Here is a 22,517-nt window from a genome sequence, read left to right as displayed (position 1 = left end):
GCGGGAGTCCCGTTGGCCGGCTCAGTCATCGAAGCGCCCACCGGCAGCTCCGTCCGAGTCGGCCGCAGCGATCAGCTCCATGATCGGCCGCTCGCCGATCTCCGCACCGCGCAGGACGCCGGCCGCCGTCCCGTCCCGCAGGACCACGACGGTGTCGGCGCCCTCCACGATCTCCTCCAGCTCCGCCACCAGCAGCACGCCCAAGCCCTCTTGGGCGAGCTCGTCGATGAGCGCCTGAATCTCGGCCTTGGCGCCGATGTCGATGCCCCGCGTCGGCTCGTCAAGGATCAGCACCGCGGGATGGAGACAGAGCATGCGGGCGAGCAGCACCTTCTGCTGGTTGCCTCCGGACAGCTCGCCCACCTTCTGGTCGGGCGAGGACACCTTGATTCTGAGGCGGCGGATGAACGCGTCGACGACGCGGTCCCGCGCCCGGCGGGACACCAGCCCGCCCCGGGTGAGGCGGGGCAGCGCCGCCAGCGTGATGTTGTCGCGGACCGACAGCCCCGGCACGACGCCCTCGGCCTTGCGGTCCTCCGGCACCATGCAGACACCCGAGCGGATCGCGATGGCGGGGTTCCACCGCCGGCGGGCGCGCCCGGCCACTTCCACCGACCCGGCGTCGAGGGGGTCGGCGCCGAACACCGCTCTCGCCGTCTCCGACCGGCCGGAGCCGAGCAGGCCCGCGAGTCCCACCACCTCGCCTGGGCGTACCTCGACGGAGACGCCGTGCAGGGCGTGCTCGCGCACCAGGGACTCGGCGCGCAGAACCGGCGCGGCGCGGCCCACCTCGTGGGCCTCGCCGAAGCTCGTCACGCCGCGGCGCACCTCGGCGACCGGCCGGCCGAGCATCGCGGCGACCAGGCCGATGCGGGAGGTCTCCCGGACGGGACCGGTGCGGACCAGACGGCCGTCACGCAGGACGCTCACCCGCTGGCAGACACGGAAGACCTCATCCAGCTTGTGAGTGACGTAGAGGATCGCTATGCCCTGCTCACGCAGCACCTCGATGACCTCCGCGAGCCGGTCCACCTCGCGCGGGGCCAATGAGGAGGTCGCCTCATCCATGATCACCAATCGGGCGCGCGCGCTGACCGCACGGGCGATCGCCACCATCTGCCGGATGCCGAGACCCAGCTCGCCGAGCGGCCGGCGGACGTCCACGGCCACGCCGTACCGGGCGAGGACCTCGGTGGCTTCCCTCCGCAGCCGCGACCGGTCGAGCAGCCCCAAGCGAGTGATCGGTTCCCTGCCGAGGAAGAGGTTGTCGGCCACGCTCAGCAGCGGGGCGAGCTCCACCTCCTGGTAGATGGTGCTGATCCCGGCGTCCTGAGCGTCGGCGGGCCCGGAGAAGGACACCGGCCGGCCGAGGTGGCGGACCGCGCCACCGTCGGGCCTGTGCACCCCGGTGAGCACTTTGATCAGCGTGGACTTCCCCGCCCCGTTCTCACCCACCAGTGCGTGGGCCTCGCCGGCGTCGAGCCGCAACGAGACGTGGTCGAGGGCGAGGGTCCCGCCGAACCGCTTGGAGATGGCGTGCGCCTCGCACACCGGTTCATTCATGTGTCCGCTCCTGGACGTCATGCGGGCGGCCTGGGCCGCCCCGGGCTCAGTAGGCGTTCGGCAGCTCGACCTTGGCGTTCTCGGGGGTGTATTCCTTGTCGGAGATGATCGTCTTCTCCGGTACGCCCTTGCCGGCGTAGAAGTCCTCGATCGCCTGGAAGGCCAGTGGCCCGAATCGTGGGTTCGACTCGATGACCGCGGCGATCCAGCCGTCGACGATGCCCTGGACCGCGCCACGGGTGCCGTCGATCGTGACGATCTTCACGTCTCCCGGCTTCTTGCCCGCCGCCTTGAGCGCGGCGACGGCGCCGAGGGCCATCTCGTCGTTCTCCGCGTAGATGGCGCTGATGCCGGGGTTGGCGGAGATGAGCTGCTCGGTGACCGCGCGGCCCTTCTCACGGGTGAAGTCGCCGGTCTGCTCGGCCACGACCTTCAGTGCCGAGCCCTTCGCGGCGAGCTGATCCTTGAAGCCCTTGGTCCGGTCGATGGTGACGTTCACCCCTGAGGCTCCGAGCAGGATCGCTACCTCTCCCTTGTCTCCCGTCGCGGTGATCATCGCATCGGCGGCTCGGGCGCCCTGCTTGACGAAGTCGGAGCCGATCCAGCCGATGTAGTCGACGCAGGCCTTCTTGGTGGTGAGCAGCCGGTCGATCGTCATGATCGGGACCTTCGCGTCCTGGGCCGCCTTGAGCGCGGGGTCGAGCCCTTCGGAGTTGAGCGGGGAGATGATCAGGATCTTGGCGCCCTGGGCGATCATGCCTTGGATGTCGGCGATCTCCTTGTTGAGGTCCGACTGCGCGTTCGTCGTGATCAGCTTGATGCCCCGCCGGGCGGCCTCGTCCTTGATCGACCGCGTCTCGGTGATCCGGAACGGGTTCGCCTCCTTCTCCGACTGCGCGAACCCCACGGTGACGTTCTTCAGGTCGAGCTTGGGAACGCCGCCGTTGTACCGCTCCGGGGCGCACCGCGACGCGTCTCCAGAGGTCGCCTCCACCTGCTGCTGGGCGGACGCGCCGGCGTCCGCGGGGCCGTCGCCTACCGACTTGGTGCACGCGCTCAGCGTGAGCACCAGCAGGCCCACGACGGCTGTGGCCGTTGTTCTCCAAGGCATCGAGTGACCCCTCCTTCCGAGGGAACAAGCCTGTTCACTGCCAGGATTTGCCCACTTTTGACAGGAACTTGGAGGAATTATAGGCGTGGCGAACGTAGATACGTCAATACGTGTCGGTGAATGTCACGCGACGTCAGAGGCCTCGCGCGCCCGACCTGCATACATACGGAGGTGGCGCAAGTGAGGATACGAGCAGCCCGCTATCCGCTAGCGAGACCTGTCACTTCAGGTCAGAACTCATCGATTCATGTCAGCGATGTGGACGTCGACCTGTGCCTGGACGAGCCGGTCGACCATGACGGGATCGGCCTTCGAGTCCGTGACCAGGATCCTGATGCGCTCGGTGGCCACGGTCTGGCACATCGTGTCATGACCGATCTTGGAGTGGTCCGCGAGGACGACGACCTCGCGGCCGGCCGCGGCGAGGGCCTGGTCGGTGGCCGCGGCGAAGACGTTGGGCGTGGTCAGCCCTCTCTCGGGGGTGACGCCGTCGCCCGACAAGAAGGTCTGCGCGCCCCGCAGACCCTCCAGGTGCTGCTCGGTGATCGGCCCCACGAAGGCGTGGATGGACCGGCGCAGCGTGCCGCCCAGCGCGACGACTTCGACATGGGGCGCGTCCATGAGCGCCTCGACCACCAGGGTGGAGTTGGTGACGACGATGAGGGACGGCAGCTTGGCGAGCCGGCGGGCCAGCGCCGCGGTGGTCCGCCCGGGACCGAGCAGGACGGCGGTGCCGGGCTCCACGAACGTCGCGGCGTGGTCGGCGATGGCCTCCCGCTCGGCCGCCACCACGTCCGGGCTGGCCGGGCGCGGCCCGGCGGACTGGACGGGCCGCGTCACGCCGCCCCGGGTGGCGTGCAGCAGGCCCTCGCCTACCAGCGAGCGCAGGTCACGCCGGACAGTCGACTCCGATGTGCCGAGCGCGCCGGCCAGCTCCTGGAACGAGGCGTATCCATGCTCATGCACGTGCTCCAGGATGCGGCGTCGCCGCTCTGCGATCAGCATGGGACCGGGCTCACCCATCTATGGTCGGGCTCCTCTGGGACGCTACTTTACTCCAGAAGTTGTCAACAGCGGTCAATCGCCGAAAGCGGGCGTATGCCGCGTCGTACGGCTCACGCTCACCGGCCGGCGTGTAGACCCGGGGCGGGAACGACCGGCGGACCACCTCGCGCAACTCTCCAAGCGAACCGATGCCCTCGTGCGCCATGACCTGGACGAGAAGATTGCCGATGCCGGTCGCCTCGACCGGCCCCGCGAGCACGGGCCGACCACCGATGTCCGCGGTGAGCCGGCAGAGCGTGACGCTGGCGGCGCCGCCACCGACGAGATGCACGGCCTCGACCGGGCGGCCCGTCAGCTCCTCGGCCTGATCCAGGACCAGGCGGTAGGAGCACGCCAGGCTCTCCAGGATGCAACGCACCGTCGCGGCCCGGCTCCCGGGCACCGGCTGGCCCGTCGCGCGGCAGAACGCCGCGACCCGGGCCGGCATGTCCTCCGGCTCGAGGAAACTCAGGTGAGCGGGGTCGATCAGCGGGCCGAAGGCGGGCGCGGCCGCGGCCTCGGCGACCAGGTCCGCATACGAAGCGCGGGTCCCCCAGGCCCGGCGGCACTCCTGGAGCAGCCACAGGCCGTTGAGGTTGCGCAGGAACCGCACGGTGCCCAGCACGCCGCCCTCGTTGGTGAACCCGGCGAGCCGGGACTCGGGCGTGGTGATGGGCTCCGCCGTCTCCACGCCGACGAGCGACCACGTGCCGCAGGAGACGTACGCGACCGCGCCGGAAGAGCCGCTCGGACCCGAGACGACGGGGAGCGCCGCCACCGCCGACGCGGTGTCATGACCGGCCACCGCGACCACGACGGCCTCGCCGGGCCTGCCGGATGCGTCCCGCAGCGGACCGGCGACCGTGCCCGGCTCGACGACCTCTCCGCCGAACAGCCGCGACGGCAGCCCGAGCCGGGCGATGAGATCGCCGGCCCAGCGGCCGGTCCGGGCGTCCAGGAGCTGGCTGGTGCTCGCGATCGTCCGCTCGGTGAGCGTCTCGCCGCTCAGCCAGAGGGTGAACAGGTCCGGCAGCATCACCAGCCGATCGGCGGTGTCCAGCAGCGGCGACCCGGCGTGCGCGAGGAGCTGGCACGACGTGTTGATGGGCAGCGGCTGCACCCCCGTCACCTCGTACTGCTCCTGGGAGGAGACCAGGGAGGTCAGACCCACGGTGTAGGGGTCGCGATGGTGCCGGGGGTTGGCGACGAGCCGCTGGTCGCGATCGAGCAGCCCGAAGTCGTTGCCCCACGCGTCCACGCCCACGCTGACGACCCGACGTTCACAGGCGACGCGCCCGATCCCGGCACGCGCCTCCGCCAGCAGGCGCAAGACGTCCCAGTGGAGGCCGCCGAGAACGCGGACCGGCACGTTGGGAAAGCGGTGGGCCTCGCTCACCACGAGACGCTCGCCGTCGAACTCACCCGCGAGCACCCGGCCGCTCTCAGCCCCGAGGTCCACGGCGACGTAGGTGGGCACAGGCCGAGCCTATCCCGCTCACGGCGCCCGGAAGGTGCCGCAAGGTCACGGTTCGAAGGCTGCGGGGTCGGCCCCGGCGCGTCCGGCTCGATCAGATGAAGCCCGGGTGAAGCCAGTGATCGGGGGTCTCGCCGCGATCTCGTCGTTGGAGAGCGAATCGCTGTTCGCCCGGGAGTCCTCACATGCCTCATCGAGGCCTACATCGCCCAGCCCACGGGCGGGCAGCCGGCGAGCCTGGACGCCCTCACCGAGCGGGAGAGCGAGGTCCTGGCCTTGGTCGGTCGTGGGCGGCCCCGGTGAGGGTCCGCAACGTCGAAGCGCGGTTCACCGCAACGCCGGCGGACGGGACCATCCGAGACTGGCGGTCTCCCAACTCCCGGCTCTCGGGCACGTCTCTCTCACGAGAACACAATCATGCTGGAGAGTGTCCATGGGCGCGACAAGCGATCCTCCATGATCGATGATCACTCGCGATTCGACATGAGAGTGATTCGCTGTTCGGAAGATCCCGTGTAGGCGCCATACAGGATGAAAGCGGTCGGCGGGCGTTTACCGACGAACTCCTTACCGATCGAGAGCGCCATGCCGTAGGGCACGCTGATCAGACGCGGCACCCCATCGGAGAAGGTAGGGCTGTCCCAGCGCTGGGCCGGGGCGTCCGAGCAGCGCGAGAGCCGGACCGCACGCATGCCGCCGCCGTTGAAGGCGACGTTGTCGTACTTCTCTCCTGCCGTCAGGCACAGGCCGCTGACGTTGTTCACGAGCTGGAACCGCCCCGGGTCTCCCTTGGTGCGCCAGGCTGTCCGCGCGTCGGCGCAGCGCGCCGCCGCGATCCGGCCGCTGATCACACCGACGCAACGGCCCGCGTAATTGATCCGAGTGCCGGGGACCGCTCTCGGGGTGGGCTTCCGGGTGGGTGTCGGCGTGGATTTCGGGGTCTTCTTCTTGGGCGTGGGGGTGGGCTTCGGTTTGGGTGAGGTGCTCAGTGTCGGCTGGGCTGCGGTGGAAGGCCGGGGATCTGGCGGAGGCGATGGGTCCGGTGGCAGGGTCGTCACGACAACCGCTGCAGTGACCGTGACGGCTGACGCGATCGACGCGGGAATCGCCCAGCCCAGTCCGCCGGCGGAGGCAGCCTTCGCCTTTCCCACGGCGCCCATGGCGAGGGGCAGCGCGGCGAACGGCAGCGCGGCCCGCAGTCTGGTGTTGAGATCGAGCAGCTCGCCGTAGGCCCGTGCGCAGTTCGGGCACGACTCCAGATGGGCGCGGCTGCCGTGTTGCGTACCACCGCGTACAGGTAGGGACGCCACGGCGCCTTCCGGACCGGCCGTGCCGGCGCGGACGGTCCGGAGGGTGCGGGCGAACGCCTCGCTGGCCAGATCCTCCGCCGTCTGCGGGTCGGCACACAGGCGGCGGGCCATGGCAAGGTCCGCGACTGCCTCGAGTTCGGCGCGGCCCCGCCTCAACTGGCGCCGACACCGACCGCGCCGCCACCATGGCGACCCGGTACCGGACTGGACTGCCTGACGCTGAACGTATGGAGCCCGGACGTCGGCACGGCGGGCCTGCCGGTCATGGAGTGGATCTACGGCGGCCTGTGGAAGCTCGGCTCGTCGAGCATGCCGCAGTACGACGCCGCCACCCTGACCGGCTCCGGGGTCGTGGTGGTGACCTTCAACTACCGTGTCGGCTTCGAGGCTTCGGACACCTGCCCGGGTCCGCGGACAACCATGAGCTGCGCGACCAGCTCGCCGCCCTGGAATAGGTGCGAGACAACATCTCCGCGTTCGGCGGCGCCCCCGCCAACGTGACGGTCTTCGGCCAGTCCGCCGGTGCCGCTCCACCACCCTGATCATGGCGAGGCCATCACCACGGTGATCGCGGCAGCCGCCGGTGTTCCAGCGACCGGGGACTCGTTCGCCGCCCTGCCGCCCGGTTGCTCGCCGGGTGGGCGGTGGTCCCGCTGGCGGTCGCCGTCATCGTCGGCGGCCGGTCTTCCTGAGCGGCGAACGTACGGGTCAGTCCACCAGCCCGGCGCGGTAGGCGGCGATCGCCACCTGCACCCGATTGGTGACGGCGAGCTTGTCGAACAGGTGTGAGATGTGGCTCTTGACCGTTGCCTGGCTCATGTTCAGGCTGGCCGCGATCTCGGTGTTGGAGCGGCCGAGCCCCACCTCGGTGAGCACCTCGCGCTCGCGGCCGGTGAGGGTCTCCAGCCGGGCCAGCGCGTCACGGCGGCGCCGGATCGGCACGTCGGTGGTGACCCGGTGGATCAGCCGCCGGGTCACCCGCGGGGACAACATCGAGTCGCCGCCGTGCGCGAGGCGCACGGCGGCGATCAAGTCGTGCGGCGAGGTGTCCTTGAGCAGGAAGCCGCAGGCCCCGGCCTCAAGGGCGGTGAAGACGTGCTCGTCGCTGTCGAACGTGGTGAGGATCACCACCGCGGGCGGCCGGGCGAGCTCGCGGATGGCCTCGGTGGCGGCGAGGCCGTCGGACCGCGGCATCCTGATGTCCATGAGGACGACGTCCGGCACGAGGCGGCGAACGGCGTCGACAGCCTGGTCCCCGTCCTCGGCCTCCCCCACGATCTCCACGTCGGGCGCGGATTCGAGGATGAATCGCAGCCCGGCGCGGATCAGCGACTCGTCATCCACCAGCAGCGTTCTGATCATGTGTGCCCCTCGCGGATGCGTCCCACGGCAACCGGCCCTCGAGACGCCAGCCTCCCGCATCGTCGGGCGCGCTGCGCACCGTTCCGCCGATCAATCGGAAACGTTCCGCCAGGCCCACGAGACCGGCCCCGCCGCCGGACGGGTGGGCCCCGGGCCTGAGCTCGTTGACGACCGCGATCGTGACGCCGTCCTCCGGACTGCCGGTCACCGAGACGGTGACCGGTGCGCCGAGGGCGTGTTTGTGCGCGTTGGTCAGCCCTTCCTGGACGAGCCGGTAGGCGGCCCGGGCCGTCGCCACGGGCAACGGGCCGAGGTCGCCGTGCAGCGTGACGGTGTTGCCGGCCGACGCCCACGACTCCACCAACCGCAGCAGGTCGGGAACTCCGGCGTCGTGTCCGGCCCGCAACACGCCCACGATCTTCCGCAGCTCTTCGAGTGCCTCCTGCGCGGTGAGCCGGATCAGCGCCGCCTCCCGCTGGATCCGCGCCGGTTCCGCGCCGGCGTTCACCTCCAGCCCGCCGGCGTGCAGCGAGATGAGGGTGACCTTGTGCGCGAGCACGTCGTGCATCTCCCGCGCGATCCTGCCGCGCTCGGCGGCCTTCGCCTGTTCGTCGCGCAGGTGCCGTTCGGTCTCGGCGCGCTCCGCGCGTTCGCGCAGTGATCGGGTGAGCTCGCGGCGGGTGGCGGCGTACAGGCCGGCCAGGAGCACGGCGCCGGTGGCGGCCACCGCGGACAGGAACACGTCCGCTCCGAACCCGCCGTTGCCGATCCACTGCTGGGCCAGGAATCCGGTGACGCCGATCGCCGCCAGAGCCACGAACCGCGCGCCCAGCCGCGTCCCCGCGCCGGAGAACAGGCCGATCAGCAGCGGCCCGGGATTGCCCGACAGCGCGTACGCGACCGCTCCGACGGCGGCGACGGCGGCCGGCCGCCGCTTGCGGAACCACACGGCGCTCGAGGCGAGCAACCCGGCGGCGGCGATGACTCCGCGTGGCAGCGGGGCCCACGGCGTCTTGACCGCCAGGACGGTCAGGAACAGGCAGAACGCCACGGACGCCGCGCTGATCGTGTGCGGTCCGGATGTGACGAGCCGCCGCAGCGCGCTCCGGTAGGGCACCATCGGCCCAGCGTAGCCAGGGGGGCGCGGGTGTCACCTCGGACGAGCGTCGATGCCGACCGCACGAAATCTCCGACTTTAGTGTGATGCGGCCATGACCGTGATGGCGATGCGGCCGCACCCTCGACGGCCGCACCGTTGATGACACCGACAACGTCAGGAGTCACGCCGTGTGGCCAGTCACCCTCCCTCGCCTGCTAGTCGTCGCCGTGCTGTCGCTGGCGGCCGTCTCCACCCCCGCCCCGGCGCCGGCCGCGGACATTCCGGACACCCGTGAGCTGGCAGACTTCTTCGACGCCGCGATGGCGCGAGGGCTGGAGGCCAACCATGTGCCGGGCGCGGTGGTCTCGGTGGTGGGCGGCGGACGGACCCTCTTCAGCAAGGGGTACGGCCTGGCCGACCGCGAGAACCGGACGCCGTTCGACCCCGAGACCTCGCTGGTGCGGATCGCCTCGATCACCAAGCTGTTCACCTGGACCGCAGTGATGCAGCAGGTGCAACATGGGCGCCTGGACCTGCACGCGGACGTGAACCGCTACCTCACCACGTTCAAGATCCCTGCGACGTTCCCCCGGCCGATCACGCTGGCGGACCTGATGAGCCACACCGCCGGATTCGAGGACAGCGCCATCGGCCTGGGCTCGCGGAGCAAGGCCGACGTGCCGCCGCTGGGCACGTATCTCGCCGAGCACCTGCCGGCGCGGGTGCGCCCGCCCGGAGAGGTGTCGGCCTATTCGAACTATGGCGCGGCGCTGGCCGGATACATCGTGTCGCGGGCGAGCGGGCAGCCGTACGACCAGTACGTACAGGACCACATCCTGGACCCGCTCGGCATGCGGCACAGCACGGCCGCCGAGCCGGTCCCCGCTGCCCTGGCCGCCGGCCAGGCACGCAGCTATGACTACGACGAGGGGACGTACCAGCGCAAACCCTTCGTCTTCGACAACCTCGGTCCCGACGGATCGATCAGCGCCACCGCGAACGACATGGCCCGCTTCATGATCGCCCATCTGCGGAACGGACCCCTGCTCGACGAGCGCACGGCCCGTCTCATGCACCAGCGGTCCTTCACCGCCGACCCGCGGATCGACGGGTACGCCCACGGATTCAAGGAGCAGACGCTCAACGGGCACCGCGTGATCATGCACGACGGCAGCTGGGAACGCTTCCAGAGCGCGCTGCTGCTCGTACCCGACGCCGACCTCGGCCTGTTCGTCTCCACCAACGGCGTCGGCGGCATCGACGCCGTCACCCAGCTCCTGCCCGCCTTCTTCGACCGCTTCCTGCCCGGCGATCGCGCCGCGCCCGCCGCCGCTCCGGGCAGGACGGCCGCTCCCGTGGCGGGCTTCTACAAGCCGACCCGCAGCGTCGAGTCGACCATCGAGAAGGTGCTCACCCTGACCGGCTCCTCCCGGCTGCGGATCGAGGACGGCGGGAAGCTCGCGTTCGTGGGCAAGACGTGGAGCCCCCTGGCTCCAGGGCTCTACCAGCAGGACGGCGGATCACAGCGGCTGGCGTTCGTCACGAACGGCGCCGCCACGTACGCGGCCACCGACGGTCCCGCCTACGAGCTCATCCCCTGGTGGGACACTCCCCCGGCCAACCTCGTCGTCGTCCTGGCGTTCGCCGTCACCGCCTTGACCGCCGTGCTCGGCCTGCCGCTGACCGCCGCGATCCGGCGGCTGCGGAGGCGTCCCACGCGGACGTCCCGCGCCTGGCGGGCCGGACGGCTCTTCGCCGGCCTGGCCGGCGCCGTCGGGCTGGTGTTCATCGTCCTGTTCGTGCTGATGCTGACCGGCGAGACGAGCATCCTGTACGGGGTGCCGGCCTCCCTCCGTGCCCTGCTGCTCCTTCCTCCACTGTTCCTGGCCCTCACCGTCGCCGCGATCACCACCACTGTCATCGGCTGGAGGCGGCAGGGAGTCGGCGTCCTGGCCCGCGGCCACCAGGTGATCCTGCTGGCCGGCATGCTGGCCCTCGTCTGGTTCTGCCAGCACTGGAACCTGCTCGGCTGGCGATTCGGCTAGCTGATGCCGTGCCGACGTGTGAACAGAGTCCCGATTTCGACACTGTCCGGGTATGAGGGCGACCGCATCGTCAAGATCCAGGCTCGACCAAGAATCCGATCATCACGAGCGGCTGTGAGGCATGCCGACTCCAGACAAGCGGCGAGACCTGGCGACGTCTGCAGAGTTGCGGGAGTTCGGCGGCATCCTCCATGTAGACACTGTCTACTCAGCTCTGGTAGACAGTGTCTATGCACGAGGAGGACGCCGGGCTGCGTGCCCGCCTGATAGAGGTCGGCGTGGAATTGGTGACCCGCGAGGGGACGCAGGCGCTGTCACTGCGTGAGATCGCCCGGCGGGCCGGAGTCTCGCACGGCGCACCGCGCCGTTACTTCCCCACCCACCTGGAACTGCTCTCCGCCATCGCCCGAGAGGGCTTCGCGGCCTTGGGCGCCGAGGTCACCCGGGCGCTGGGCGACGGCCGGGCGGATCCACGTGCGCAGTTGACGACGCTGGGCCAGGCATATCTCGACTTCGCGCTGGCCAACCGCGGCATGTACGAGCTGATGTTCCGCCACGACCTGCTCGAGAGCAACCATCTGGGCCTGCGGGAAGCCAGCCTGCCACTGTTCGATGTCGTGGTGGATCTGCTGACCCGGGCAGGCCTGCGGCCGGGCGTGGACCCGCGTATCGCCGCGGGCGCGCTGTGGGCGAACGCGCACGGTCTCGCCCAGCTGTGGGCCTGGGGCAGCCTGCAACCGACCACCGGATCGGCCGAGCTCGAACCGCTGCTGCGGGCCGTACTGGAGGCGCACCTCGGGCCGGAACCGCAGTGAGACCGGGACGCCACCGCCACCTCACGCTGGCCGCCAGCGTCACGGGGGCGGTCATCGTCGCCCTCGACGGAACCGTGCTCACCATCGCCCAGCCCACGCTGCAACGGGACCTGCACGCCTCCTTCGCGCAGGTCCAGTGGACCAGCACCGGCTACCTCATCGCCGTGGCCGCCCTGCTCGTTCTCGCAGGCAGGCTCGGCGACCGCTACGGCCACCGGGAGATCTTCGCCGTGGGGACCCTGGGCTTCGCCGCCACCTCGGCGGCGCTCGCCCTGGCGCCCGACGCCGGCTGGGTCATCGGCCTGCGCGTCGCCCAAGGAATCTTCGGCGCGCTGCTGCAACCGGCCACCCTCGGGATGCTCCGCGCCGCGTTCCCGGCGGACCGGCTCCCGATGGCCATCGCAGTGCGCAGCAGCGCCATCGGGTTAGCGGCCGCCGCCGGCCCGCTCGTCGGCGGCGCCCTGATCGCCCACTTCGGCTGGCGTTCGGTGTTCCTCCTGAACGTCGCCCCCGCGCTCCTGATCGGCGGGGCCGCTCTGGCCGCCCCCGTGCCGGCGCCGCGCGACACGGGTGCGGGCGTCGGCACCGGTTCCAAGGCCGGTGTCGGTGCCCGAACCGCCCCGCTCGGCCTGACCGGCGCCTGCCTGCTGGCCGCGGCCCTGGCCTGCCTGATCCACACCCTGGTGGAGGTACCACGCACGGGATGGACCGCGGGCACCGCGCTCGGACTGGCCGCGGCCGTCGCGGCGGGCGGCGCGTTCGCCTGGCACCAGCGGGCCGCCGCCCACCCGCTGATACCCCGGCAGGTGCTCGCGTCGCGGGCGCTGACCGCGGCGCTGGCCGTCCTGCTGGCGAGCTCCGCCACGATGTTCGGGGCGCTGTTCGTCGGCAGCTACTTCCTGCAGGAGGTCCTGGCCCTGAACCCGCTGCAGAGCGGGCTGCACGTGCTGCCGCTGGCGGTGATGATGGTGGTCAGCGCGCCGGTCGCCGCGGTGCTGTTACGCCGGCAGGGTCCCCGCCGGATGGCGGTGGGGGCGATGGCCCTGGTCAGCTCGGGAATGCTGCTGCTGGCCGGCGTGGAAAGGTCGGCGGCCTCACCGGCAATGGCCGGGGCGTTCCTCATGCTGGGCGCCGGCTTCGGCACAGTGATGGTCACGGCGACGGCCGTCGTGGTGCAGCAGGCACCCGCCGACGACTCGGGGGTGTCCAGCGGACTGAAGCAGACCATCATGAACATCGGCCCGGCGCTGGGCATCGCCCTGGCCACCACGTCGATCACACTCATCGCGCCCGGCCTGGCCGCAGGGCAGACCGGGGATGCGGGATCGCGGTGGACGGCCGCGGCCTTCGGCGGCGCGATGGGGCCCACGCTGCTGCTTCTCGCGGCCGTCACCGCGCTCGGCGTCCCGGCGGCCCTCAGGCTGCCCTCGGGCGCCGCGGACGGCGGCGATCATCGTCCAGCCTGGAGGGACGGGCGGGCGCTAGCGCGGCGGGGATGCCGACGAGCCGGGAACGCCCCCCGACGGTCACCGTGGTGATCCCGACCTACAACGAGGCCGACAACCTGCCGGTGATCGCCGAGCAGCTGCTGGCGTTGCCCGTCGACGGGCTGCGGCTGCTCGTGGTCGACGACAACTCCCCCGACGGCACCGGCAAGGTCGCCGACGGGCTGGCGGCCGGCCATCCCGGCAGGGTCGAGGTCGTGCACCGGCCGGGACGCCAGGGCCTCGGCCACGCCTACGTCGACGGGCTGTACACCGCCCCGGCGTGCGTGATCGGCAGCCGCTACGTCCCCGGCGGGACGCTCGCGGCCGAATGGAGCTGGCATCGGCGGGCACTGTCGGCGTGGGCGGGCTACTACGTACGGGCGATCCTGCGGATGCGGCTGCGCGACGTCACGGCCGGCTTCAAGATCTGGCGCGCCGCCAGCCTGGCCGAGCTCGACCTGGCCGGCATCTCCTCCGGCGGCTACAGCTTCCAGGTCGAGATGCACCACCGAGCGACCAAAGCCGGGATGACGATCGTGGAGATCCCCATCCACTTCTCCGACCGCCACGCCGGAGCCTCCAAGATGAGCCTGCGGGTGCAGCTGGAGTCCGCCCTGATGCCCTGGCGCCTCCTGTTCAAACGCTGATCCCCGGCCAACGCCGGTCTCGGCACTGTCGCGCCTGCACTGGGCATGGTGGGTGCCGCGGGGTCGTTGTGTCGGGCATCAAGCTCGGCACGCGCCGCCTCGACGACCCCGCCGAGGCGATCGCGAGCGCGCAGCGGGTGTGCGTGGATCTACGCACCCTGACCGAGGTCGGCCTGTACGGCCACCACCAGGTCCCACCCGCGCAGCGGCTGTGGATCTGGGCCAGCGACCTGGAGCAAGCCCGCAAGGACCTGTCTCTGCCCACTCTGTGAAGGCGTGCGCGTGCGGCTGCCGACACAGGCAATGTCCGCGTCCATCGTCCGTCCGCCGCTGCTGGAGCTGATGACGTAGGGGTTGGTGGCGGACCCGTCACCATGGACACTGACGTTCTGGCCAGCGGTCACCATGCAGGCCCACCGGCTGCCGCCGCCGCAGCCACATCGAGCCACGGTGCCCTCGACGCCCAAGCCGGCGGCGCCGCCGCGCGGTTGCCCGAAGCGGCACGGCGGCCACGTCCTATCACGAGGACCCAGTGTCGATGGTGCGGGTGTAGGCGCAAGCGGTGCGGGAAGCAGGAGCCCATGGACGTTGCGGGTCTGGCCGAGTCCTATTGGATGGATTCCACTGAGCCGACGTCGTATCCGTCGGTGATCGGTGACATCCAGGTCGATGTGGCGGTGGTGGGCGGCGGAATCGCGGGGCTGTCCACGGCATGGGAACTGATGCGGACGGGCCGGTCGGTGGCTGTCCTTGAGGCCGGCCGAGTCGCCGCCGGCGTCACGGGGTACACGACGGCGAAGCTGACCGCACTGCACACGTTGATCTATACGCGGCTGGCCGCCTCCGCCGGTGCCGAGGCGGCCCGGCTGTACGCACAGTCGCAGCAGGACGCGATCGAGCATGTCAGGCGTACCGCGGCCGAGGCGGGTATCGACTGCGAGTGGGAGCGGCGGGCCGCCTACACCTACGTCGAGTCGGCCGGAGAGGTGGAGAAGATCCAGGCCGAGGCGCAGGCGGCCGCAGCCGCCGGGCTGCCCGCGTCGTTCGTCACCGACACCGGCCTGCCCTACCCAGTTGCCGGCGCGGTGCGGGTCGAGGACCAGGCGCAGTTCCATCCGCGCCGCTACCTGGTGGCTCTGGCCGAAACCATCGTCGCCGGCGGGGGTGCTGTCTACGAAGGCACCAGGGTGCTGGGTCTGGATGAGGGTGAGCCGTGCCGGCTGACCACCGAGAGCGGCTTCACCATCACCGCCACCGATGTGGTGGTGGCCACCCACTATCCGGTGTTCGACCGGGCGTTGTTGTTCAGCCGGCTGGTGCCGCACCGTGAACTCGTGGTCGCCGCCGTGATCCCCGCTGAGCGGGACCCGGATGGTATGTACATCACCCAGGCCGACAACACCCGCTCGGTGCGTACCGCCCCGTACGCCGACGGGCAGCGCCTGCTCATCGTCACCGGGGAGACGTTCACGCCGGGCGCCGGCGAGGTCGGGGCCCGCTATGAGCGGCTCGCCGGCTGGACCCGGCAACGATTCGGCGTGGAGGAGATCGCCTACCGGTGGGCCGCCCAGGACACTCACACCACCGACAAGATCCCCTACGTGGGGCGGCTGCATCCCGGCGCCGAGCACACCTATGTGGCCACCGGCTATGGCGGCTGGGGCATGAGCAACGGCGTCATGTCCGGCCGACTGCTGGCCGCTCTGATCGACGGCCGGCCACTGCCCTGGACCGACCTGTACGACCCTCGGCGTCTGCACCCGCTGCGCGAGGCCGGTCCGTTTCTCAAGGCCCAGGCCAAGGTCGCCGGCCACTTCGTCGGCGACCGGTTGCGGCGCTCGCGTGCGGACTCCGTCGACGACATCGCCCCCGGCACCGCCGCGGTGGTGCGTGTGGGCGGCGAACGCTGCGCGGTGTATCGCGATGAGGCCGGTTCCCTGCACGCGTTGTCGGCTATCTGCACCCATCTGGGCTGCGTCGTGGCGTTCAACGACGCCGAACGGACGTGGGAGTGCCCTTGCCACGGCTCCCGCTTCGCCATCGACGGCTCGGTCCTTCAGGGCCCAGCCAACCACCCCCTGCAGCCCCGCAGTCAGAGGTCCTAACAGAATGATCTAGAGCCGTCCCATCACACTGCTGATCGTTCATCTTCGTATGAAGAAGGGCGAGCAGCTGCCGTGGATCGTGCCGGACAGCCTATGGGAGCGGATCGAGCCGCTGTTACCGAAGGTGGAGCGGCTCCAGCGCTATCCGGGCCGTGAACGGCTGGATGACCGGCTGGCGTTGCAGGGCAACCTGTTCGTGCTCTACACCGCGATCCCCTGGGAATTACTGCCTCAGGAGCTGGGCCTCGGCTCGGGGATGACCTGCTGGCGGCGGCTGCGTGATTGGCACGCCGTCGGCGTCTGGGACCGGCTGCACCAGCTCCTGCTCGCCGAGTTGCACGCCGCCGGGCATCTCGACTGGTCCAGGGCGGTGATCGACAGCTCGCACGTCCGGGCGCTCAAGGGTGGCCCAAAACCGGCCCGAGCCCGGTCGACCGCGCCAAGCCGGGCTCGAAGCACCACGTCATCACCGACGGCAGCGGCATCCCCCTCGATGTCTCTCTGACCGGCGACAACCACAACGACGTCACCCAGCTCATGCCGCTGATCAAGGACCTCGCGCCGGTGCGCGGCCGGGTCGGCCGGCCCCGTAAGCGGCCCGACTGCCTGTACGCCGACCGCGGCTACGACCACGACAAGTACCGCCGCCTGGTCCGGCGCACCGGCATCAAGCCCGTCATCGCCCGGCGCGGCACCCCGCACGGCTCCGGCTTGGGCATCCACCGCTGGGTCGCCGAACGCACCATCGCGCTCTTGCACTGGTTCCGCCGCCTGCGCATCCGCTGAGAAGTCCGCGACGACATCCACGAAGCGTTCATGACCATAGCCGCTGCGATCATCTCCTGGCGCCGCCTTGTCCGCTGATCTTCCTGCCAGGCAACTCTAGAGGCCGCACCTCACTGCCCTGCGCCGTGCTCGGAAGTTCACCCAGGCCAAGATCGCGCCTGCGGTGATCAAGAGCGCTGCAAGGCTCCCTGATAGCAGCCGACGAGCGGGGCACTGAGGGTCGCTCGGTTGATAGCCGTCTCCGAGAAAGGCACTTCCGCACGTCAGGGAACTGTGACCGTCCCAGCCCCATGGGTTCGGGAAGAAGAAGCCGAGCGCGGCACCGCTCACCACCATGAGGACGCCGAGCACCCACCAGGCCCTGACCATAGCCAGTCACGCTAGATCAGCGGACGAAACTCCGCCAGTCGATGATCCCGGCGAGGGGGCAGCGCCGCAGCTGACCACCGAATAGATCATTTTGTTAGGGTCTCTGAGTCTGACCGGAGGTAACCGCAACGACGTCACCCAGCTGATGCGGTGCTGCGGTCGATTCCGCCCGCGCGCGGGCGGCGTGGCCGCCCCCGCCGACGGCCGAAGGTGCTGTACGCCGACAGAGGCTACGACCACGACAAATACCGGCGGCTGGTCTGGGCAACCGGCGTCAAGCCGGTAATCGCCGGCCGAGGTAGCGGGCACGGCTCCGGCCTGGGCGTACACCGGTGGGTGATCGAGCAGACCATCGCCTTGCTGCACTGGTTCGGTCGGTTGCGTATCCGCTGGGAGATCCGCGATGACATCCACGAGGCTTTCATGACCCTCGGCGCCGCCATCATCTGCTGGCGGCGCCTCGCCCGCTGAGCATTCGGTTAGAAGTTCTTAGTCGTGAGACCCGGACCGTGGTCGGATATTCGGTGGTCTGCCCGCCCTCTGAGGACGCAAGATGGTGCGCATGACTTTGGCCACCCCCATACTGCACACCGCTCGCCTGCGACTGAGGCCCGTCGCCGACGCCGACGCGGACCGCCTCTGCCTTCGTTGGCTGGTGTGGTTTGACCGGATGGAACCCGGACTACCGCAGCGCGTCGTTGGGCTACTGCCTCGATGAGGCGATGTGGGGCTGCGGCTTCGCGACGGAGGCCGCGCACGCGTTGCTGCGGTGGGCATTCGACACGCTGGACCTGAATCGTGTTCAGGCCGAAGCCGATACGCGCAACGTGGCATCTGCCCGGGTTCTGGAGAAGATCGGATTCGTACGTGAAGGGACGTTGCGGGAAGACTGCGTCGTAGACGGCGAGGTGTCCGACTCGTGGGTGTTCGGGTTGCTCAGGCGAGAGTGGCAGCCGTCGGCCATGCCGATTCCAGCCCGCTAAGAGCTCCGAAACACCGCATTTTTGTTAGAAGTTCTAACAGGCGCGCGAGGCGGCCGCTGTAGCCAAAGCTCGCACCCAACCTCAAGATCAAACGCTGCGAGCGTACTGCGGGGCCGATGCCGGCGTCCTGCCGATCAGGTACAGCGATGGACATCACAGTCCTGGGATGTCCGCCTCCTGTGGCGCACACATCCGCATGTCGTGCGTGGACGACGCGTCGAAGTGCGGTCACGGCGCAGGCGTTGAGCGCTGCGGCGTCGAGACTAGGAGATGCGCTGCACGTAAGTGGAGATGAACTCCCAGAGGATATTGCGGTCCGAACGCAGGCTCGCGTTTCTGTCGTGCCAGAGGCCCGTGAAACCTCGTTGAACGTCGAACGCAACGGTCTTCGGCTTGAGACCGAGCTCGATGGTCTTGTTGGGGAACGGGCCGAACAGTCCGGGCTTTCCAGCCAGATCCGCTTCGTCCCAACGCGAACCCAGGATGGGGCCGAGGACTTCTCTTGCCTCCTGCCTGGTGGCGGCCAAGAGCGGCCGGTCGTTCACGACCGACATGTCACCCTTATAGAGGACGTTGTAGGCCAGTTGGACAAACCCATCGAGACTGGTCTTCGCCCACATTCTGCCAACCGCTGTCCGCCGCGAATCCGATCCGCCGAGGCTGCTGTCCTTACCCAGGGTCGTGCTCATCGAACGGCCCTTGGCCATGTCGAACAGGCGGCCGAACTGGCCCACCCGTTTCTGCAGGAAGAAGGGATTCTTCCTGTCCTCGACGAACTTGGCGAGCGCGAAGGCCGAGACCGCAGGAGCGGTGATGAGAAGAATCCCCAAGGCCCACTTGACGTCATGCCACCGCTTGGCCGGACTCTGCTTCCAGGCTCTGCCCGTCAGGCTCGCATAGCTCGGGGCACGCCAGGTTCGGGAGGCGAGTGCCGCGCCGGTACTGAGAACGGCCATGCCGAACCCCATCTCAGCGGCGTGCTTCCCATTCCAGCCGGCCCCGCTGGCCCATCCCGCGGTCGCCAGCACGGTTGTGCTCACCGCCCCGCCGACCAGGATCCGGGAGAATGCCCGCTCCCATGTGGCCGACTCCATGGCCTCGGCCAGGCCGGTGAGCGCAGGCCCGCCCCGGCGTAGAAGCGCGGGCAGCGCGGCGTGCGCACCGGCCATCAAACCGCCGGCGAGCGCTCCGTGGAACAGATCCCGAACGAGCCGCACCGCATCGATGTCGCCGGTGGCGAACAACTGGTCGATCGCGCTCAGTCCGCCGGAGAACATCGCACCGAGCGCGGCCTGCCGGATGATCAGCAAGATGATCCGCAGTGCCAGGCCCTCCGCTCGGAGAAGCCTTCTCACCACAATGTCGAGGAGCGGGCCGAGCCGAGGAGCCAGGAGCTTTGCGACGAGCATCAGCGTCAGCACGAACGCCGCGGACGCCACGAATCGCCACCTGGCCTTGACGATCGCGTCATGGGCGATCTGGCCGCAGTAGGCGAGATGCTCGCACCGCCACCGCCACCGCAGGTCCGCCAGATGCCCCAACTCGCCGTGCACCGCCCGCGCGGCCCGTCCGAACGTGGCCGTGGCCGGCCCGAACCCGGCCCCGGTCACCCGCCCGGCCTGTCCTTCGATCTGCTCCTGAACGTCGCCGACCACGCGTCCCACCGCCATCGCGGCATCCCGCAGCCGTGTCACGCCGTCGAGATCGCCATCCGGCCACGCGGAGCCGAATCCCACAGACTCGAGGAACCAGATCGCCTGGCTCACGAAGCCAGGTGGTGGCGTGGTCGTCGGCAGGCCGCCGGGGCCCGGCTCAGGCTTGTACTCCTCCGGATCCGTCAGCCATTTCGGCCGCGATCGCACGTACGGGGTTCCGTCGTTCGCCGCCTCGGCTTCGGCATACGTGTCCCCGGTGACGACCAACCCGGCGGCCATCCGGCGTAGCAGGTTCACCGCCACGACCAGATCCGCCAGCAGGTCATCACGCAGTCGGGCGAACCCGGGTATGCCTGCCTCGGAATCCCCCTCGAACAGCGCCCGGCCCAGATCATCCTGACCGAAGGGCCGCTCGCCCATCGCCGGCAGAACGCGTCCACGCCGCAGGCCAGATCGTCAGCGGTCTCCCGGACGCCTTTCCCCGCGCTGACCCAGATCTCCGGGGTGAATTGCGCTGCCCCGACGGGCGGCAGATCGTCCGCGGCGATGTCTCCTCAACCCCATCACTCCGAGCAAACGCTCCCGCGACTCTAACGGATCAGCTCCCACCCGCGGAATGCCGACAAGCTGCCGAGGCCCTCTGGCCGGAGCAACGGGGGTGTCACCCCGTGAACCGAAGTACAAGTCACCAGCCCTACCGCAAGATGGAGTTGGATCAATGTGGCGAGACTTCCGCGACATCCCATAGCCGAACAGTGCCGTAACCCACTGCAGGCTGTCGCCACGACCAGCGGCGCAGTAGCTCGACATCGATCTCGCGCAACTCACGTCCGCCGGAACCACGACCCCACCGGCCAATCCCCCATGGATGCTCCTGCTTTCTATACGCCCCCTGTTGGGTCAAGGGCGGTTTGGCGCGACGGCAAGAGTCAGAAGACTGACCGTCAGAGATGCACTCTGACATCGCGATATGTCCACATATGGGCGTAATGTTCAAATCTGGGTCGCCTAGCCCACGGGGAGGAAAAATGGCTAGGTATACGTCTAACGTCGGCTTCGAGCAGGGCGGCGGGTGGCGCCGTCGCCGCTGGTGGGGCGGTGGCTGCCGCCGTCGCTGGTGGGGCGGCGGAGGCTGGGGCTGGGGCGGCGGCGGCTGGTGGTGGTAGACCAGCCCCACCGGAAGCTCTAGCCGCAGAGTCGGCAAACACGGAAATCGGCCTCCGGCCCTCACTCGAGGGCCGGAGGCTTCTGTGACGATGCCGGGTCCAAGTGGTGCTGCACGACCGAAGGCGCTCGCCGACCGCATCTCCGGTTGCGCCTACCTCCCCGAAACCCGCGAGGCCGCTTCACCGTGAACAGGTGCCGTCCCTGCCGTGTCAACGGATCTCCTGTACCCCGATCGCCACGCCAGCCTCCCTGTCCGGCGCAAGCCACAGAGCCTGGCGACCTTGCCCCAGCACAAGGGGCGTATACAAGCTCTAGTCGAGCCAGCCCAGCCGGGCCGCGCGTACGCCTGCCTGGAAGCGGCTGGTCGCCCCGAGCATCGCGGTCAGCTCGCCGACCACCCGAGTGACCGTACGGGTGGAAACGCCCAGGCTGCGGGCGATGGCGGAGTCCTTGGTCCCGACCGCCAGCATCCGGAGGACGGCGCGCTGCTGGTCGGTGAGCGCGCCGAAGTCGGATGAGTGAGGCACGTCGCTGAGCTCCGAGGCGGTCATCCAGCAGTAGTCGTAGATCGCCGCCAGCGATCGCACCACCGCGCCACCACGGATCAGCACGGCTCCCGCCTCCAGGTCGCCAGGGTTCGCCTGGATGATCGCCGTGTGCCTGTCGTAGATGAGCATCCGCGTCGGGATCACCGGCGCCCCTCGCACCTCCATGCCCGCCCGTACCCACGTCCGCGCGAATTCCCGCAGCAACGGATCACCGAAGGCACGCTGAGCATGGAGGCTGCGCACCCGCACACCCTTGGCGATCACGAGCTCGTTGCGTGCCAGCGCCTCCTCCAGCGACTCACGGGCCCAGACGGCGACCGGGTGCATGCCCACGATCTCGTCCCTGGCCAGCTCGCTCAGCTCGGACATCCGCCTGCTGAGCCGTCCGCGCGTGTCCTGGCGGGGGAAGAACTCCACGTGCGCGTTCTCATCCGGCCGGCCGGGCAGGGTCAGGTATCCGCCTGCCAGCGCGGCCGCCTTGACCTGCTGCTCCACGAGGCGGTCCAGCAGGCGGTGGCTTTCCTGGAGAGTGCGCCCGAGCGCCGCGACCGCCTCCACGGATGTGCCGGTCTCCGTGTGCAGGAGGTGAAGCCGATCAAGCGCCTCACGAGCACGGGCCACCTCGGCCGCGGTCAGGTCCATGGCCGCGGCCGCCTCGGGCAGTGACTCGTTCCGCTCCCGCATGCGGGCGTAGAGGGTCCTGGCGACTTCGTCATCGGCTGCGTTCGGCACTCGTCCTCCACCTCTTCCCGGCCTCTCCGAACGACGGCAGGTGCTTGTCCCCCGCCCGGCGCGGGGGCTTCCGTTTCACGCCATGGCGCGCTGTGGACACCGCTCCCGCATTCCGTCCGGCCCCGCGCTCCGCGACGATCGTGAGCGAGCGACTCACGCTGTCGAAGGGAGACCTCTCATGATCACTGTTGCTTACAGTCTTGTCGCATACCAGG

18 protein-coding genes and 3 pseudogenes are annotated in these 22,517 nt (G+C 69.8%); 12 read left to right on the top strand and 9 right to left on the bottom strand.

Annotation, left to right across the window (positions count from 1 at the left end; translation table 11 throughout):
• Positions 1-21: 21 nt before the first annotated feature.
• The 5 genes from AB0H81_RS12125 to AB0H81_RS12105 form a co-directional block, all read right to left on the bottom strand.
• Positions 22-1,563 (bottom strand): sugar ABC transporter ATP-binding protein, encoded by a 1,542-nt coding sequence (locus tag AB0H81_RS12125; RefSeq protein ID WP_358372871.1) that lies wholly within the window; start codon positions 1,561-1,563, stop codon positions 22-24.
• A 46-nt stretch (positions 1,564-1,609) separates the two neighbouring features.
• Positions 1,610-2,674, bottom strand: a complete 1,065-nt coding sequence (locus AB0H81_RS12120; RefSeq protein ID WP_358372868.1) for an ABC transporter substrate-binding protein — start codon at positions 2,672-2,674, stop codon at positions 1,610-1,612.
• Positions 2,675-2,911: 237 nt separating this feature from the next.
• Positions 2,912-3,697 carry a DeoR/GlpR family DNA-binding transcription regulator gene (locus tag AB0H81_RS12115; protein ID WP_358372865.1) on the bottom strand — a complete coding sequence of 262 codons (786 nt, stop codon included), beginning with the start codon at positions 3,695-3,697 and terminating at the stop codon, positions 2,912-2,914.
• The gene (locus tag AB0H81_RS12110; RefSeq protein ID WP_358372862.1) at positions 3,690-5,195 is read right to left on the bottom strand and encodes a rhamnulokinase family protein; all 1,506 of its coding nucleotides are present in this window, start codon (positions 5,193-5,195) and stop codon (positions 3,690-3,692) included. Before AB0H81_RS12110 ends, AB0H81_RS12115 begins: the two co-directional genes overlap by 8 nt.
• 464 nt (positions 5,196-5,659) lie before the next feature.
• A complete protein-coding gene (locus tag AB0H81_RS12105) occupies positions 5,660-6,613 on the bottom strand; it encodes a hypothetical protein (protein WP_358372859.1) in 954 nt (317 codons plus the stop codon).
• Here AB0H81_RS12105 and AB0H81_RS12100 point away from each other — a divergent pair.
• Complete coding sequence (locus AB0H81_RS12100) at positions 6,572-7,003, top strand: carboxylesterase family protein (protein WP_358372953.1); 432 nt, start codon at positions 6,572-6,574, stop codon at positions 7,001-7,003. The two genes, AB0H81_RS12105 and AB0H81_RS12100, sit on opposite strands and share 42 nt — an antisense overlap.
• A complete protein-coding gene (locus tag AB0H81_RS12095) occupies positions 6,970-7,044 on the top strand; it encodes a hypothetical protein (protein WP_358372951.1) in 75 nt (24 codons plus the stop codon). Before AB0H81_RS12100 ends, AB0H81_RS12095 begins: the two co-directional genes overlap by 34 nt.
• 166 nt (positions 7,045-7,210) lie before the next feature.
• Here the strand turns inward: AB0H81_RS12095 and AB0H81_RS12090 are convergent, their stop codons facing one another.
• The gene (locus tag AB0H81_RS12090; RefSeq protein ID WP_358372856.1) at positions 7,211-7,864 is read right to left on the bottom strand and encodes a response regulator transcription factor; all 654 of its coding nucleotides are present in this window, start codon (positions 7,862-7,864) and stop codon (positions 7,211-7,213) included.
• Complete coding sequence (locus AB0H81_RS12085; RefSeq protein WP_358372855.1) at positions 7,839-8,984, bottom strand: histidine kinase; 1,146 nt, start codon at positions 8,982-8,984, stop codon at positions 7,839-7,841. The genes AB0H81_RS12090 and AB0H81_RS12085 overlap by 26 nt, the downstream gene beginning before the upstream one ends.
• A gap of 167 nt (positions 8,985-9,151) precedes the next feature.
• Between AB0H81_RS12085 and AB0H81_RS12080 the strand changes: the two genes are divergently transcribed.
• From AB0H81_RS12080 to AB0H81_RS12040, 9 genes and pseudogenes are all read left to right on the top strand, one after another.
• A complete protein-coding gene (locus AB0H81_RS12080; protein WP_358372852.1) occupies positions 9,152-11,008 on the top strand; it encodes a serine hydrolase domain-containing protein in 1,857 nt (618 codons plus the stop codon).
• A gap of 230 nt (positions 11,009-11,238) precedes the next feature.
• Positions 11,239-11,823, top strand: coding sequence for a TetR/AcrR family transcriptional regulator (locus AB0H81_RS12075; RefSeq protein ID WP_358372850.1), 585 nt, complete (start codon positions 11,239-11,241; stop codon positions 11,821-11,823).
• Positions 11,820-13,361, top strand: coding sequence for an MFS transporter (locus AB0H81_RS12070; protein ID WP_358372847.1), 1,542 nt, complete (start codon positions 11,820-11,822; stop codon positions 13,359-13,361). Before AB0H81_RS12075 ends, AB0H81_RS12070 begins: the two co-directional genes overlap by 4 nt.
• Positions 13,319-13,957 carry a glycosyltransferase gene (locus tag AB0H81_RS12065; protein ID WP_358372844.1) on the top strand — a complete coding sequence of 213 codons (639 nt, stop codon included), beginning with the start codon at positions 13,319-13,321 and terminating at the stop codon, positions 13,955-13,957. The genes AB0H81_RS12070 and AB0H81_RS12065 overlap by 43 nt, the downstream gene beginning before the upstream one ends.
• Before the next feature lie 68 nt (positions 13,958-14,025).
• Positions 14,026-14,229 (top strand): hypothetical protein, encoded by a 204-nt coding sequence (locus AB0H81_RS12060; protein WP_358372841.1) that lies wholly within the window; start codon positions 14,026-14,028, stop codon positions 14,227-14,229.
• A gap of 309 nt (positions 14,230-14,538) precedes the next feature.
• Complete coding sequence (locus AB0H81_RS12055; RefSeq protein ID WP_358372838.1) at positions 14,539-16,062, top strand: FAD-dependent oxidoreductase; 1,524 nt, start codon at positions 14,539-14,541, stop codon at positions 16,060-16,062.
• A 49-nt stretch (positions 16,063-16,111) separates the two neighbouring features.
• Positions 16,112-16,926: pseudogene (locus AB0H81_RS12050) on the top strand (IS5 family transposase).
• A 400-nt stretch (positions 16,927-17,326) separates the two neighbouring features.
• A pseudogene (locus tag AB0H81_RS12045) lies at positions 17,327-17,688 on the top strand (transposase); the annotation flags it as partial.
• A 176-nt stretch (positions 17,689-17,864) separates the two neighbouring features.
• Positions 17,865-18,200 (top strand): annotated as a pseudogene (locus tag AB0H81_RS12040) (GNAT family protein); the annotation flags it as partial.
• 263 nt (positions 18,201-18,463) lie between these two features.
• On the opposite strand, the gene AB0H81_RS12035 reads toward AB0H81_RS12040, so the two are convergent.
• The gene (locus AB0H81_RS12035) at positions 18,464-20,275 is read right to left on the bottom strand and encodes a sugar transferase (protein WP_358372835.1); all 1,812 of its coding nucleotides are present in this window, start codon (positions 20,273-20,275) and stop codon (positions 18,464-18,466) included.
• A 608-nt stretch (positions 20,276-20,883) separates the two neighbouring features.
• Between AB0H81_RS12035 and AB0H81_RS12030 the strand changes: the two genes are divergently transcribed.
• The gene (locus tag AB0H81_RS12030) at positions 20,884-21,021 is read left to right on the top strand and encodes a hypothetical protein (RefSeq protein WP_358372833.1); all 138 of its coding nucleotides are present in this window, start codon (positions 20,884-20,886) and stop codon (positions 21,019-21,021) included.
• 312 nt (positions 21,022-21,333) lie between these two features.
• Here the strand turns inward: AB0H81_RS12030 and AB0H81_RS12025 are convergent, their stop codons facing one another.
• Entirely contained in the window at positions 21,334-22,302 is a 969-nt protein-coding gene (locus tag AB0H81_RS12025; protein ID WP_358372830.1) for a helix-turn-helix transcriptional regulator, read from the bottom strand.
• Between the last annotated feature and the right edge of the window lie 215 nt (positions 22,303-22,517).

This window comes from Nonomuraea sp. NPDC050691, from assembly GCF_040654455.1.
Classification (GTDB): Bacteria; Actinomycetota; Actinomycetes; order Streptosporangiales; family Streptosporangiaceae; genus Nonomuraea.
This window is presented reverse-complemented; position numbering and strand designations above follow the sequence as displayed.

Bases quoted from the DNA above. Each gene is read 5' to 3' on its own strand.
- AB0H81_RS12125 (WP_358372871.1), bottom strand. From the start codon at position 1,563: ATGAATGAACCGGTGTGCGAGGCGCACGCCATCTCCAAGCGGTTCGGC.
- AB0H81_RS12120 (WP_358372868.1), bottom strand. From the start codon at position 2,674: ATGCCTTGGAGAACAACGGCCACAGCCGTCGTGGGCCTGCTGGTGCTC.
- AB0H81_RS12115 (WP_358372865.1), bottom strand. From the start codon at position 3,697: ATGGGTGAGCCCGGTCCCATGCTGATCGCAGAGCGGCGACGCCGCATC.
- AB0H81_RS12105 (WP_358372859.1), bottom strand. From the start codon at position 6,613: ATGGCCCGCCGCCTGTGTGCCGACCCGCAGACGGCGGAGGATCTGGCC.
- AB0H81_RS12090 (WP_358372856.1), bottom strand. From the start codon at position 7,864: ATGATCAGAACGCTGCTGGTGGATGACGAGTCGCTGATCCGCGCCGGG.
- AB0H81_RS12085 (WP_358372855.1), bottom strand. From the start codon at position 8,984: ATGGTGCCCTACCGGAGCGCGCTGCGGCGGCTCGTCACATCCGGACCG.
- AB0H81_RS12075 (WP_358372850.1), top strand. From the start codon at position 11,239: ATGCACGAGGAGGACGCCGGGCTGCGTGCCCGCCTGATAGAGGTCGGC.
- AB0H81_RS12065 (WP_358372844.1), top strand. From the start codon at position 13,319: ATGCCGACGAGCCGGGAACGCCCCCCGACGGTCACCGTGGTGATCCCG.
- AB0H81_RS12055 (WP_358372838.1), top strand. From the start codon at position 14,539: ATGGACGTTGCGGGTCTGGCCGAGTCCTATTGGATGGATTCCACTGAG.
- AB0H81_RS12035 (WP_358372835.1), bottom strand. From the start codon at position 20,275: ATGGGCGAGCGGCCCTTCGGTCAGGATGATCTGGGCCGGGCGCTGTTC.
- AB0H81_RS12030 (WP_358372833.1), top strand. From the start codon at position 20,884: ATGGCTAGGTATACGTCTAACGTCGGCTTCGAGCAGGGCGGCGGGTGG.